The sequence below is a fragment of the Catellatospora sp. IY07-71 genome (genome assembly GCF_018326265.1).
Classification (GTDB): Bacteria; Actinomycetota; Actinomycetes; order Mycobacteriales; family Micromonosporaceae; genus Catellatospora.
In genome coordinates this window covers 1983213-1995751 of record NZ_AP023360.1, presented here as the reverse complement: position 1 = coordinate 1995751, position 12539 = coordinate 1983213, and the positions used below count along the sequence as shown (strand labels likewise).

Annotated in this window: 12 protein-coding genes; 4 read left to right on the top strand and 8 right to left on the bottom strand. The window is 72.1% G+C overall.

Annotated elements, in window-relative coordinates; genetic code table 11:
* Positions 1 to 102 precede the first annotated feature (102 nt).
* The gene (locus tag CS0771_RS09120) at positions 103 to 1092 is read left to right on the top strand and encodes an acyl-CoA desaturase (RefSeq protein ID WP_212840596.1); all 990 of its coding nucleotides are present in this window, start codon (positions 103 to 105) and stop codon (positions 1090 to 1092) included.
* A gap of 128 nt (positions 1093 to 1220) precedes the next feature.
* A complete protein-coding gene (locus CS0771_RS09115; RefSeq protein WP_203748081.1) occupies positions 1221 to 1826 on the top strand; it encodes a TetR/AcrR family transcriptional regulator in 606 nt (201 codons plus the stop codon).
* Between the two features lie 9 nt (positions 1827 to 1835).
* Here the strand turns inward: CS0771_RS09115 and CS0771_RS09110 are convergent, their stop codons facing one another.
* The 5 genes from CS0771_RS09110 to rsmA all read right to left on the bottom strand — a co-directional run bounded on the left by CS0771_RS09110 (position 1836) and on the right by rsmA (position 6556).
* Positions 1836 to 2330: a DUF4383 domain-containing protein gene (locus CS0771_RS09110; RefSeq protein WP_212840595.1), complete on the bottom strand. Its 495-nt coding sequence runs from the start codon at positions 2328 to 2330 to the stop codon at positions 1836 to 1838.
* A 49-nt stretch (positions 2331 to 2379) separates the two neighbouring features.
* Complete coding sequence (locus CS0771_RS09105; RefSeq protein ID WP_212840594.1) at positions 2380 to 2841, bottom strand: DUF4383 domain-containing protein; 462 nt, start codon at positions 2839 to 2841, stop codon at positions 2380 to 2382.
* 65 nt (positions 2842 to 2906) lie between these two features.
* The gene (locus CS0771_RS09100) at positions 2907 to 4706 is read right to left on the bottom strand and encodes an ABC-F family ATP-binding cassette domain-containing protein (RefSeq protein WP_212840593.1); all 1800 of its coding nucleotides are present in this window, start codon (positions 4704 to 4706) and stop codon (positions 2907 to 2909) included.
* Between the two features lie 7 nt (positions 4707 to 4713).
* Positions 4714 to 5670: a 4-(cytidine 5'-diphospho)-2-C-methyl-D-erythritol kinase gene (locus tag CS0771_RS09095; RefSeq protein WP_212840592.1), complete on the bottom strand. Its 957-nt coding sequence runs from the start codon at positions 5668 to 5670 to the stop codon at positions 4714 to 4716.
* Positions 5671 to 5680: 10 nt separating this feature from the next.
* Positions 5681 to 6556, bottom strand: a complete 876-nt coding sequence (rsmA, locus tag CS0771_RS09090) for a 16S rRNA (adenine(1518)-N(6)/adenine(1519)-N(6))-dimethyltransferase RsmA (RefSeq protein WP_244870695.1) — start codon at positions 6554 to 6556, stop codon at positions 5681 to 5683.
* Positions 6557 to 6734: 178 nt separating this feature from the next.
* Here rsmA and CS0771_RS09085 point away from each other — a divergent pair, with 178 nt between their 5' ends.
* Positions 6735 to 7094: a DUF805 domain-containing protein gene (locus tag CS0771_RS09085; RefSeq protein WP_212840591.1), complete on the top strand. Its 360-nt coding sequence runs from the start codon at positions 6735 to 6737 to the stop codon at positions 7092 to 7094.
* Between the two features lie 51 nt (positions 7095 to 7145).
* Here the strand turns inward: CS0771_RS09085 and CS0771_RS09080 are convergent, their stop codons facing one another.
* Together CS0771_RS09080 and CS0771_RS09075 are read right to left on the bottom strand one after the other, a co-directional pair.
* On the bottom strand, positions 7146 to 8480 hold the full coding sequence (locus CS0771_RS09080) for a cytochrome P450 (protein ID WP_212840590.1): 1335 nt from the start codon (positions 8478 to 8480) through the stop codon (positions 7146 to 7148).
* A gap of 30 nt (positions 8481 to 8510) precedes the next feature.
* Positions 8511 to 9365 carry a TatD family hydrolase gene (locus CS0771_RS09075; RefSeq protein ID WP_212840589.1) on the bottom strand — a complete coding sequence of 285 codons (855 nt, stop codon included), beginning with the start codon at positions 9363 to 9365 and terminating at the stop codon, positions 8511 to 8513.
* Between the two features lie 110 nt (positions 9366 to 9475).
* On the opposite strand from CS0771_RS09075, the gene CS0771_RS09070 reads away from it, so the two are divergent.
* A complete protein-coding gene (locus tag CS0771_RS09070; protein ID WP_244870694.1) occupies positions 9476 to 10702 on the top strand; it encodes a hypothetical protein in 1227 nt (408 codons plus the stop codon).
* Here the strand turns inward: CS0771_RS09070 and metG are convergent.
* Positions 10699 to 12474, bottom strand: a complete 1776-nt coding sequence (gene metG, locus CS0771_RS09065) for a methionine--tRNA ligase (RefSeq protein ID WP_212840588.1) — start codon at positions 12472 to 12474, stop codon at positions 10699 to 10701. The genes CS0771_RS09070 and metG overlap by 4 nt on opposite strands.
* Positions 12475 to 12539 lie beyond the last annotated feature (65 nt).

The following is a 12539-nucleotide window of genomic DNA, read 5'->3' as shown; positions in this document are numbered from 1 at the left end:
CAAATTCCGGGGGGCCTGCCCCCTGTCAAACTACGGTTGCGTAGGTTACGGTGACGTAGGTAGCCCGATTCAGACTTTCCGCCCCAGCTCCAGCGAGGTGCCATGACCACCACTGCCATCGACACGCCCACCGGCACCGCGGCCGCACAGCGGGCACAGAAGCCGCTGACCGAGGGGCAGCAGTCCAAGGGCACCCTGATCGGGCTCTGGGCGTTCGTGACCCTGCCGTTCCTGGCACTGTTCGCGGTGATCCCGGTCGCCTGGGGCGGCTGGCTGAGCGGCACCGACGTAGCGATCTTCGCGGTGATGTACGTGGTGACGGGGCTGGGCATCACGGTCGGCTACCACCGCTACCTGACCCACAGCTCGTTCAAGGCCACCCGCTGGCTGCGGGTGACGCTGGCGGTCGCGGGCGCGATGGCCGTGCAGGGCTCGCCGACCCAGTGGGTCGCCGACCACCGCCGCCACCACCAGTACTCCGACCTCGAGGACGACCCGCACTCGCCGTGGCGCTTCGGCAACTCCCTCAAGGGCCTGACCAAGGGCATGTTCCACGCCCACGTCGGCTGGCTGTTCGCCCGTGAGCTGTCCAACCGGGCCCGCTTCGCGCCGGACCTGCTCGCCGACAAGGACATCCAGAAGGTCGACAAGCTGTTCGGCCTGCTGTCGCTGACCACCGCGTTCGCCCCGGCCGTCGTCGGCGGCCTGGTGACCTGGTCGTGGCAGGGCGCGCTGACCGCGTTCTTCTGGGCCGGCCTGATCCGCATCGGCCTGCTGCACCACGTCACCTGGGCCATCAACTCGGTCTGCCACGTGTACGGCGAGCGCCCGTTCGAGATGCGCGAGGGCGACAAGGCGTCGAACTTCTGGCCGCTGGCGATCCTGTCGTTCGGCGAGAGCTGGCACAACCTGCACCACTCGGACCCGACCTGTGCCCGGCACGGCGTGCTGCGCGGCCAGATCGACATCTCGGCCCGGGTGATCTGGCTGTTCGAGAAGTTCGGCTGGGCCACCAATGTGAAGTGGCCGAAGGTGGAGCGGGTCAAGGCCAAGATGATCGACCGCGACGCCCAGCCCAAGCTGGCCCGGTGACGGTCGACACCAACGGCAGTCCGGCCACGCCCCCGTCCTCCTGGCAGGATGGGGGCGTGGCTGACGACGTACGCGAGACCAGGCCGAGCCGGCAGGCCGCGCCTCCGAAGGCCGGGTCCCGGGTGCGGATGAGCTTCTCCCAGCGGCGCGAGCAGCTGATCGCGGTGGGCCGCCAGCTGTTCGCGGAGCGGGGGTTCGACGCGACGTCCATCGAGGAGATCGCGTCGCGGGCCAAGGTCTCCAAACCTGTGGTGTACGAGCACTTCGGTGGCAAGGAGGGCCTGTACGCCGTCGTGGTGGACCGGGAGGTCACCTCGCTGCTGACCCGGATCACCACCGCGCTGACCGCGGGGCATCCGCGGGAGCTGCTGGAGCAGGCGGCGCTGGCGCTGCTGGACTACATCGAGGAGGAGACCAACGGCTTCCGCGTGCTGGTGCGCGAGTCGCCGGTGATGTCCTCGTCGGGCAACTTCTCCTCGGTGCTGAACGACGTCGCGCACCAGGTGGAGCACATCCTGGGCGCCGAGTTCAAGACGCGGGGGTACGACCCGAAGCTCGCGGAGCTGTACTCCCAGGCGCTGGTGGGCATGGTGGCGCTGACCGGCCGCTGGTGGCTGGAGGTGCGCAAGCCGCGCAAGGAGACGGTGGCCGCGCACCTGGTGAACCTGTGCTGGAACGGCCTGTCCCACCTGGAGGCCAAGCCCGCCCTGCTGACCCGCAAGGACAAGAAGTAGGCCGCGGCCCTACTTGTTCGCGTGGGGCTTGACGGCGAACTTGTCCCCGGGGCGGGTGCTGTGCCGCAGCACCTCCTCGGCGATGGCCTCGGCGGGGGTGCCGACCTTCCCGTACATCCCGGCGATCAGCAGGATCGTGCCGATGATGAACGAGACCACGGTGGTGGCCACCTCGAAGTTCAGCTTGTTCGCCGGGGTCTGCATCAGCAGCAGCATGAACAGGCCGGCCAGCAGGAACACCGCCCCGCCGATCATGTTGATCCAGTGGTCGATGTTGCGGCCGATGAACGCACCGCCGAGCACGACGGCGCCGACGATGATGGACAGCCAGGCGAACGCCGGGTTCGTCTTGAGCCCGAGGGCGTCGGTGTCGGCGCGGCTGAAGAAGGGCTCACCGGCGGAGCGGACGGCGCCGACGATGCCGAACACCAGCAGGTACGCACCGCACAGCCCAGCCAGGAAACGCCATTGCGGCCGCAGCCGGTGATTGACCGGAAGATGCATACGGCCAGTGTCCCGCCGGAAGTGTCCCGGCGGGACCGAAACGACCGATTCAGTGCGCGCCCTGGCGGTGCGCCTGCTCGGCGGCGGCCTTCGCGGCCGAGCCGACCTTGACGTACATGCCGGCGGTGAACAGCACCGAGCCGATCAGGTACGACACGAGGCAGGTGGCCATCGTGAAGTTGAGCACGTTGGACTCGGTGCGCATCAGCGCCATCATCGCGGTGCCCGCGATGAGGAAGCCGGCGCCCACCCACATGTTCACGAAACGGTCCAGGTTGCGGCCGACGAGCGTGGCGAGCAGCACCACGACGCCCGCGCCGAGGCTGGCGTACGCGAACGCGGGGTTGGTGCGCAGGCCGAGCGCCCGCGCCTCGCCCTGGTGGAAGAGGGGCTGGCCCTGGCTCTCCAGGTAGCCGAGCACGCCGAACGCCAGCACGAACAGCCCGGCGAGCAGGGCCAGCCCACGGTAGAGCGGGCGCAGGGAGTGGTTGACGGGCATGTGGGAAGCCATGTCACAGCTCCGGGTGGTACGAGGGGTCAGGGGCGGCGTGAGGCTATCAGGCCGCCCCTGCCGCACTACTCGGAGAGCAGCTCCGCCAGGTTGAGCCACTCGTCCTCCAGCAGCCCCCGCTCGTCCTGCAGCGCCTTGAGACTCGCGTCCAGCTCGGCGATCTTCGCGAAGTCGGTGGCGTGCTCGGCCATCTGCGCGTGCAGCTTCTCCTCGCGCTGGTTGAGCTTCTCCAGCTGCCGCTCGATGCGGGACGACTCCTTCTTCGCCGCCCGGATCTCCCCCGCGCTCGGGCCGCCGGTCCGCTCGGCCTTCGGCTGGGCGGCGGCCGCCGCCGTCCCGCCGGGCCGCGGCGCGGCGTCGGCATCGACGAGGCCGAGATACTCGTCCACGCCGCCCGGGAGGTGGCGCAGCTTGGCGTCGCCGAGCAGGGCGTACACCTGGTCGCAGACGCGCTCGACGAGGTAGCGGTCGTGGCTGGCCACGATCATCGTGCCGGGCCAGGTGTCGAGCAGGTCCTCCAGCGAGGCCAGGGTGTCGGTGTCCAGGTCGTTGGTGGGCTCGTCGAGGATGAGCACGTTCGGCTCGCCCGCGAGCAGGCGCAGCAGCTGCAGGCGGCGGCGCTCGCCACCGGACAGGTCCGCCACGGGCGTCCACACCCGCCGGTCGGTGAAGCCGAACACCTCGGCCAGCTGGGCCGCGGACAGCTCCCGGTCGCCGAGCTTGACCCGCCGGGCCACCTGCTCGACGGCCTCCAGCAGGCGCAGCTCCCCGGGCAGCTCGGCCAGCTCCTGGGACAGGAACGCGGGGCGCACGGTCTGCCCGGCCCGGAAGCCGGGCGCTTCGGTGACCCGGGCCAGCAGCCGCAGCAGCGTCGACTTGCCCGCGCCGTTCGCGCCGAGCAGGGCGATCCGGTCGCCGGGGCCGACGTGCCAGGTGACGTGGTCGAGGATCAGCTTCGGCCCCGCGTGCAGGGTGACGTCGTCCAGCTCGTACACCTGGCGGCCCAGCCGGGCGGTGGCGAGCTTCGCCAGCGTCACCTGGTCGCGGGGCGCGGGCACGTCGGCGATCAGCGCGTTCGCGGCGTCGATGCGGAACTTCGGCTTGGAGGTCCGGGCCGGCGGGCCGCGGCGCAGCCAGGCGATCTCCTTGCGGAGCAGGTTCTGCCGCCGGGACTCGGTCACCGCGGCGACCCGCTCCCGCTCGGCGCGGGCCAGGATCCACGCGGCGAAGCCGCCGTCGTACGCGCGCACCTGCTGGTCGGCGACCTCCCAGATGCGGTTGCAGACCGCGTCGAGGAACCACCGGTCGTGGGTGACCACCACCAGCGCGCCCTTGAGACCTTGGAGGTAGCGGGCCAGCCAGTTCACCCCGGCGATGTCGAGGTGGTTGGTGGGCTCGTCCAGGATCAGCAGGTCGGCCGGGCGCACCAGCAGCGCCGCGAGCGCGATGCGCCGCCGCTCGCCACCGGACATCGGGCCGACCGGGGTGTCCAGGCCCAGGCCGGGCATGCCCAGGCCGTCGAGGATGGCGCGCACGCCCGCGTCACCGGCCCACTCGTGTTCGGCCTCGAACGCGGCGGGCAGCCAGGCGTCGCCCAGCACCACGTCGCGCACGGTGGCCCCGGCAGACAGCTCCAGCGACTGCGGCAGCGCGGAGACGCGCAGGTCGCGGCGGTGCGTGACGCGGCCGGAGTCGGGCTCCTCGCCCTTGGTCAGCATCCGCAGCAGCGTCGACTTGCCGGAGCCGTTGAGGCCCACCACGCCGATCCGGTCGGCGTCGTCGAGGCCCAGGGAGACGTCGGTGAGCAGCGGGCCGGTCGGGCCGTAGCCCTTGCTCACCCGGTCCAGATTGATGATGTTGGCCATGGTGTGCTCAGCCTATCCGGGCGCCGAGCACCGCTCCGTACGCCTGCTGCACGGCCCGGCACAGCCCCGACTCCCGCAGCGCGGCCGCGAGGTCGTCGCCGTGTGCCTCGTCGCGCACCAGGAACACGCAGGTCGGGCCGCTGCCGGAGACGAGACCGGCGAGCGCTCCCGCCTTCTCGCCCAGGTCGAGCGTGTCGGCCAGCGCCGGGCGCAGCGACAGCGCGGCGGGCTGCAGGTCGTTGCCGAGCGCCGCGCCGAGCACCGCCGGGTCACGCTGGCGCAGCGCGCTCAGCAGGTCGTCGCTGGAGCCCAGCGGGGCGGGCGCGCTGCCGGCCGCGCGCATGCGGTCCAGCTCGCCGTACACCTGCGGGGTGGACAGGCCGCCCTCGGCGATGGCGACCACCCAGTGCCAGCGGTGGGCGCGGGCCAGCACCGGGCTGACCGCCTCGCCGTGGCCGGTGCCCAGGGCGGTGCCGCCGTACAGCAGGAACGGCACGTCCGAGCCGAGCGTGGCGGCGATCCGGGCCAGCTCCTCGCGGCTGAGCCCGGTGCCCCACAGCGCGTCGCAGGCGACCAGCGTCGCCGCCGCGTCGGCGGAGCCGCCGGCCAGGCCGCCCGCCAGCGGGATCGCCTTACGCAGGTGCAGCCGCGCCCGCGCCGGGACCTTGGCCGAGGCGGCCAGCGCCTGCGCGGCGCGGATCACCAGGTTGCTGTCGTCCAGCTCCAGCTCGCCGACGCCCTCGCCCTGCATGGTCAGGCTCAGCGTGTCCCCGGGCCGCGCGGTGACCTCGTCGTAGACCGAGATCGCGTGGTACACGGTGTGCAGCTCGTGGTAGCCGTCGGGGCGCAGCGGCCCGACCCCCAGGTGCAGGTTGATCTTCGCGGGCACCCTGACCCGGACCGGTCCTGACGAGGCTCCCGCCAGGTCATCGTCGTCGCCGCCGAGCGTCCACGCCTCTGTCACGCCGCCCAGCCTACTGGCCGCCCCGGACCCGGCTACGCGCGGCGGCGAGGGCGGCGAAGGCGTGTACGTCGAGCTGCTCGCCGCGGGTGGCCGGGTCGATGCCGGCGGCGCGGAGCAGCTCCTCGGCCGCGGGCGCGCTGCCCGCCCACCCCGCCAGCGCCGCGCGCAGGGTCTTGCGGCGCTGCGCGAACGCGGCGTCCACCACCGCGAACACCGCCTCCCGGGCGACGTCGTCGCGGGGCGGCTCACGCCGGGTGAACGACACCAGCCCGGAGTCCACGTTGGGCACCGGCCAGAACACCGCGGGCGGCACCTTGCCCGCTTGGCGCGAGGACGCGTACCAGGCGAGCTTCACCGACGGCACACCGTAGATCTTGTTGCCGGGCTGGGCGGTGAGCCGGTCGGCGACCTCCTTCTGCACCATGACCAGCCCGTGCCGGATGCCGGGCAGCTCGGCCAGCAGGTGCAGCACCACCGGCACGGCGACGTTGTACGGCAGGTTCGCGACCAGCGCCGTGGGCGCGGGATCGAACTCGGCCGCGGTGACCCGCATCGCGTCGCCATTGTGGACGGTGAGCCGCCCGGTCAGGCCGGGGGCGCGCTCGGCGGCGGTGGCGGCGAGCGCGGCGGCCAGCGGCGGATCGATCTCGACCGCGTGCACGTGGGACACCGCGGGCAGCAGCCCGAGGGTCAGCGAGCCGAGCCCGGGGCCCACCTCGACGGCGACGTCGGCGGGGTCGAGCTCGGCGGCGGCCACGATGCGCCGGATGGTGTTGGGGTCGTGCAGGAAGTTCTGCCCGAACTTCTTGGTCGGCGCGACGCCGAGCCGTGCCGCCAGCTCCCGGATCTCCGCCGGGCCGAGCAGTCTTGCCTGTTCAACCGTCACCCCACCAGGCTATCGGCGAGCCCGTGCGCACCGGCACGCAGCCACCGGAACCGGCCCTCGCAGCGCGCGACGCATCGATCAGCCGAGCCGGTGGGACCGACCATGCGTTCGGCCGTTGTCCAGCGATCTTCAAGTGCCTATGTTCAGCGCACTCGCTAGATCACGGGAGGAACTGCAAGTGAGCTGGTACCTGAACGTATTGAAGAACTACGCGACGTTCCGCGGGCGGGCCCGCCGCAAAGAGTACTGGATGTTCGTCCTCATCCACCTCGCCATCGTCTTCGCGCTGTTCGCGCTTTTCGGCAGCACGGAGTCGGAGGTCTTCTACTACCTCTACGTCGCCTACTTCCTGGGCACGCTGCTGCCGATGCTGGCGGTGATCGTGCGGCGGCTGCACGACACCGGCCGTCCGGGCGCCTGGTTCCTCATCACGTTCCTGCCGGTGATCGGCGGCTTCTGGCTGCTGACCCTGCTGGTCGACCGGGGCCAGCCGCAGGCCAACGTCTACGGGCCGGACCCGAAGGCCGCGCAGGTCTGAGCGACGCGACGACTCCCCGGCCGCGCGATGCGGGCGGGGAGCCGTCGCGCGTCACGGCCGGACGCGGCGGTGCACGGTCATCCGCAGGCCGCCCTTGGGGCGGATGGTGGCCTGGCCCTGGGGCTGGACGGTCTGCCCGGGGTCTAGCGCCAGCCGCACCCGGGGCACCATCGTGGCCAGCACCAGCGCGATCTCGGCCTCGGCGAACCGGTTGCCCACGCAGATGCGCGGGCCGTCGCCGAACGGCAGGTACGCCTCGCGCGGGATCTCGGTGCCCGCGGCGAAGCGCTCGGGCCGGAACTCGTCGGGCTCGGGCCAGTACGCCGGATCCGTGTGGATCACGTACGGGCTGAAGAAGATGATCTGCCCCGGCTTCACCGGGTAGCCGCCGAGCTGGGTCTCCGCGACCGGGGTCCGGTCGAACAGCCAGCCCGGCGGCCAGCGGCGCAGCGTCTCCTTGACCACCTGGCTCAGGTAGGGCAGCCGCGGCAGGTCGGCCATCGTGGCGGGGCGCTCGCCGAGCACCTCGGCGATCTCGGCGCGCAGCCGTTCGGCGATCTCCGGCTGCCGGGCCAGCTCATAGAACGCCCAGGTCAGCGCGGTGGCGCTGGTCTCGTGCCCGGCGAAGAACATGGTGAGCAGCTCGTCGCGGATCTCGGTGTCCGTCAGCGCCGGGCCGCCCTCGGGGTCCTTGGCCTGGATCAGCATGGACAGCAGGTCGCCGCCGTCGCCGCCGCGCTCCCGGCGCAGCCGGATCAGGTCGTACGACAGCCGGTCCATGCGGGCGACGCTGGCCTTGCGCCAGCGGTGCGTCTTCGTCGGCAGCCAGGTGGGCAGCAGCCCGAACGACAGCAGGTATGCGTTCAGCGAGTTCACGAAGTCGTGCACGGCGGCGAACATCTCGTCGCCGTCGTCGTCGACGGTGAACAGCGACTTGCCGACGATGCGCAGGGTCAGCTGCGTCATCTCCTCGACGACCTCGATGCGCCGGCCGTCCGGCCAGGACTCCAGCAGCCGGTGCGACTCGCCGACCATGATGTCGCCGTACCGTGCGATGCGCTGGGTGTGCAGGGTGGGCAGCATCAGGCGGCGGTGCCGGCGGTGCTCGGTGCCCTCCCGGGTGAGCAGGCCGTCGCCGACGTGGCCGGAGATGAGCCGGGCGGTGCGCCACGACTTGGCGAACTCCTGCGGCCGGTCGACCAGCATCTCGTGCACGAGCTTCGGGTCACCCGCGAGCACCATCGACAGCGGGCCCATCCTGACCCGGCACACCGGACCGGCCGCGCGGGCGGCGTGGCGCAGGAAGCCGGGCATGTCGCGGTTCATCTCCCGCAGGTGCCCGAGGAGCGGCAACCCGGGCGGCGAGGGCATGGTCGCGGTCGTCACATCGACGAGATTAGACGGTCGCGACGACGCTCACCACGGCCCGAAGATCCGGTCGCCGTTGCCGGAGATCGCGTGGCACATGTCGGCCAGCGGCATGCCCTTGGCCTCGGCCAGCGCCCGCACGGTCAGCGGGATCAGGTAGGAGGCGTTGGGACGGCCCCGGTGCGGCATCGGCGTCAGGTAGGGCGCGTCGGTCTCCACGAGGATCTGCTCCGGCGGGGTGAGCGCGGCCGCGGCGCGCAGGTGCGGCGCGTTCTTGAAGGTGACGGTGCCCGCGAAGGAGAGCACGAAGCCGCGGCGCACGCACTCGGCGGCGAACGCCTCGTCCCCGGAGAAGCAGTGCATCACCACGGTCTCGGGCGCGCCCTCGTCGTCGAGCACCCGCAGGATGTCGGCGTGCGCGTCCCGGTCGTGGATGACCAGCGGCTTGCCTACCGCCTTCGCCAGGGCGATGTGCGCGCGGAAGCTGCGTTCCTGGGGCTTCAGCCCTTCCTCCTTGGTACGGAAGAAGTCGAGCCCGGTCTCGCCGATGCCCCGGACCCGGGGGTCCCGCGCCAGCGCGGCGATCTGGTCCAGCGCGCCGTCCAGATCGGCCAGCCGTGGCGCCTCGTTCGGGTGCAGCGCGACGGTCGCCACCACTGCGGCGTGCTCGTGCGCGCAGGCCACCCCCCAGCGCGACGAGGCCACGTCGACCCCGACCTGCACCAGCCGGTCCACGCCGACCTGCGCCGCGGCGCCGATCTGGGTGGCCGGGTCGCCGCCGTCCTCGGCGACGATGTCGAGGTGGGTGTGGCTGTCCAGCACGGGAGACGGCAGCGGCTCGGGCGCGGGCGGGAACGACTCCCACCGGCGCTGCGCGGCACGAGCTGCACGATCTTCGGTCACCCCGCCATGATCTCACCCACCGCTCGCGGACCCGCCCGCCCGGCCGCGCCCGGCTTCTGTTCAGGCGGCGTTCATCTGCTCTGCACCCGCGAGGGCTAGGTTCGGAGTCCGTGACGACCGTCAATGACACCGAGCCCGGCACGGTCCTCGTGGACGGCCGCGCCTACCCTGCCGAGGCCGTCGCCGGCGGCGGGGCCTACGAGCTGTTCAGCGAGGCGCCCGCGCCGGGCTTCCTGCGCCTGGACCTGCCCAACCGCTGGGCGTACCACCGCTTCGTGCCCGCCGCCGAGGTCACCGCGGGCCATCACGCGGCGGCGACCCCCGAGTCGCCGCTGTGCGCCCCGCTCTCGCGCGCGATGAGCTGGGACAGCGTGCACCGGATGAGCCAGCGCCCGCCGCGCGACCGGCAGGCCGCCGAGCTGATCGGCTCGGTGCGGGCCAGCGCCGTGGTGCGCCGCGGCACGCGCATGGTGATGCCGCTGGGCCCGGACGGGGTCATCGCGCTGCTGCGGGGACGGCTGCCGCACGGCTTCTGCTACCGCGAGTGGGACATCGCGCACCTGCGCACCCCTGCCGAGCTGGCCGTGCTCGGCGCGGGCGGCACCGGCGCGCAGGAGCCCGCCGACGAGATCGCGTACGTGCTGCGCTGGCGGGCCGTGGACCCGCGCGACTACCAGCCGTCGGCCGGGGAGGCGGTGGCCGGGCTGGTGGCCATGCCGCCGCACGACCGGGTCGGCGCGGCCGTGCTCGGCACCGGCTTCGCCCCCAGCAGCAGCGAGCTGATCCCGGAGTGGATCACCGCGGACTTCGCCGACCTGCCGCTGCCCGCGCACGCGGCGCTGGTGGCGTACGTGCCCGACGGCACCGAGGTCGTGCTCTACACCTTCCAGCCCGAGCAGCGGGGCTGGCTGCGGCTGGCCGGCCCGCAGTGGCGGCGGCTGCTGCACCCGCTGCGCGAGATCAGCGCGGACCAGGAGTACCTGCCGGTCCCGCGCACCGATGCGGTGTTCAGCAGGCTGATCGGCACGTTCCGCGGCGAGGACTACGAGGCGGTGGCCGACCCGCCGGAGGAGTTCCGGGTGCTCGCGATGAGCCGGGCCGCCCGGTATCCGGTGGAGTCGCTGCGCCGGCGCACCCGGTACGCGAACTGGCGCGGCACGCCGTGCACGGTGCTCACCGCCGACAGCAACTGGGTGCGGCTGCGGCTGTGCCGCCCCGACCCGCAGAACGTGGCCGCGCTCGGCGCGCAGTGCTACGAACGGGGCGTCTACGAGGCCTGGGCGCCGGCGACCGAGGTCACCGACGCCCAGGACGTCGACATCCGCTACCCGCTCTAGGCCTCCAGGCGGGCCAGCTCCTCGTCCACGATGGACGGGTCCAGCTTGCGGAACACCGGCGTGGGCGCGCTCAGCGGCGTGCCCGCGGCGATGTCGCGCGGCTCCCACTTCGCCCCGACGGTGTAGTCGCCGGTCAGGATCGGGTACGCCGGGCCGCCGTCCAAATCGGGGACCTCGACGATCTCCGGCATCGGCGCGTGGGTGCCCTGCCCGCCGAGCAGCGTGTGGATCTTCTGTGCGGCGTGCGGCAGGAACGGCGTCAGCAGCGTGTTGCAGTCGGTCACCGCCTGCAGCGCGGTGTGCAGGATGGTGGCCAGCCGCTCCCGCTCGTCCTCGCCCTTGAGCTTCCACGGCGACTGGTCGGACAGGTACTTGTTGACCTCGCCGACGATGCGCATCGCCTCGTTGATCGCGGCCTTCTGCTTGTGGTTGCCCAGCAGGCCGCCCACCGTCTCGAAGCCGCCGCGCACCGTCGCCAGCAGCGTGGTGTCGTCCTCGGTGAGCGCGCCGGGGGTGGGTACCCCGCCGAAGTTCTTCGACGCCATCGCGATGGTGCGGTTGACCAGGTTGCCCCAGCCCGCGACCAGCTCGTCGTTGTTGCGCCGCAGGAACTCGGCCCAGGTGAAGTCGGTGTCGGTGGTCTCCGGCCCGGCCACCGCGATGTAGTAGCGCAGCGCGTCGGCGTCGTAGCGGGCCAGGAAGTCGCGCACGTAGATGACGACCCGGCGCGACGAGGAGAACTTGCGGCCCTCCATGGTCAGGTACTCGCTGGACACGACCTCGGTGGGCAGGCCCAGCTCGCCCAGCTCGCCCGGCTTTCCGCCCTTGTCGCCCTTGCCGTCGTAGCCGAGCAGGATGGCCGGCCAGATCAGCGAGTGGAAGACGATGTTGTCCTTGCCCATGAAGTAGTACGACCGGGCGTCCGGCGACTGCCACCAGCGCCGCCACGCGTCCGGGTCGCCGGAGCGGCGCGCCCACTCGATCGAGGCGGACAGGTAGCCGATGACCGCGTCGAACCAGACGTAGAAGCGCTTGGTGTCCCAGCCCTCCTTCGGGATCGGCACGCCCCAGTCCAGGTCCCGGGTGATCGCGCGCGGGCGCAGGTCGTCCACCAGGTTGCGGGAGAAGCGCAGCACGTTGGGCCGCCAGCCCTCGCGGGTGTCCAGCCAGGCGCCCAGCGCCTCGGCGAACGCGGACAGGTCCAGGAAGTAGTGCTCCGAGTCGACGAACTGCGGCGTCTCACCGTTGATCTTCGACTTCGGGTTGATCAGGTCGATCGGGTCCAGCTGGTTGCCGCAGTTGTCGCACTGGTCGCCGCGGGCGCTGGTGTAGCCGCAGATCGGGCAGGTGCCCTCGATGTACCGGTCGGGCAGGCCGCGGCCGGTAGACGGGGAGATCGCGGCCTGCGTGGTCTTCGCGATCACGTACCCGTTGTCGAACAGCGCCGTGAACAGCTCCTGCACCACGGCGTAGTGGTTGCGCGTGGTGGTCCGGGTGAACAGGTCGTACGCCAGGCCGAGGCCGTGCAGGTCCTCGACGATCATGCGGTTGTACTTGTCGACCGCCTCGCGGGGCGTGATGCCCTCGGCGTCGGCCTGCACCTGGATCGGCGTGCCGTGCTCGTCGGTGCCGGAGACCATGAGCACGTCGTGGCCCGCCATGCGCATGTACCGGCTGAAGACGTCGGAGGGCACTCCGAAACCGGAGACATGACCGATGTGGCGCGGGCCGTTCGCATAAGGCCAGGCGACCGCGGCGAGAACGTGACTCATAACGAACCAGCGTAGTGAAGCCCGTGCCTGGCCCGTGCACCGGTTGACACCTCGGGCGACACGCC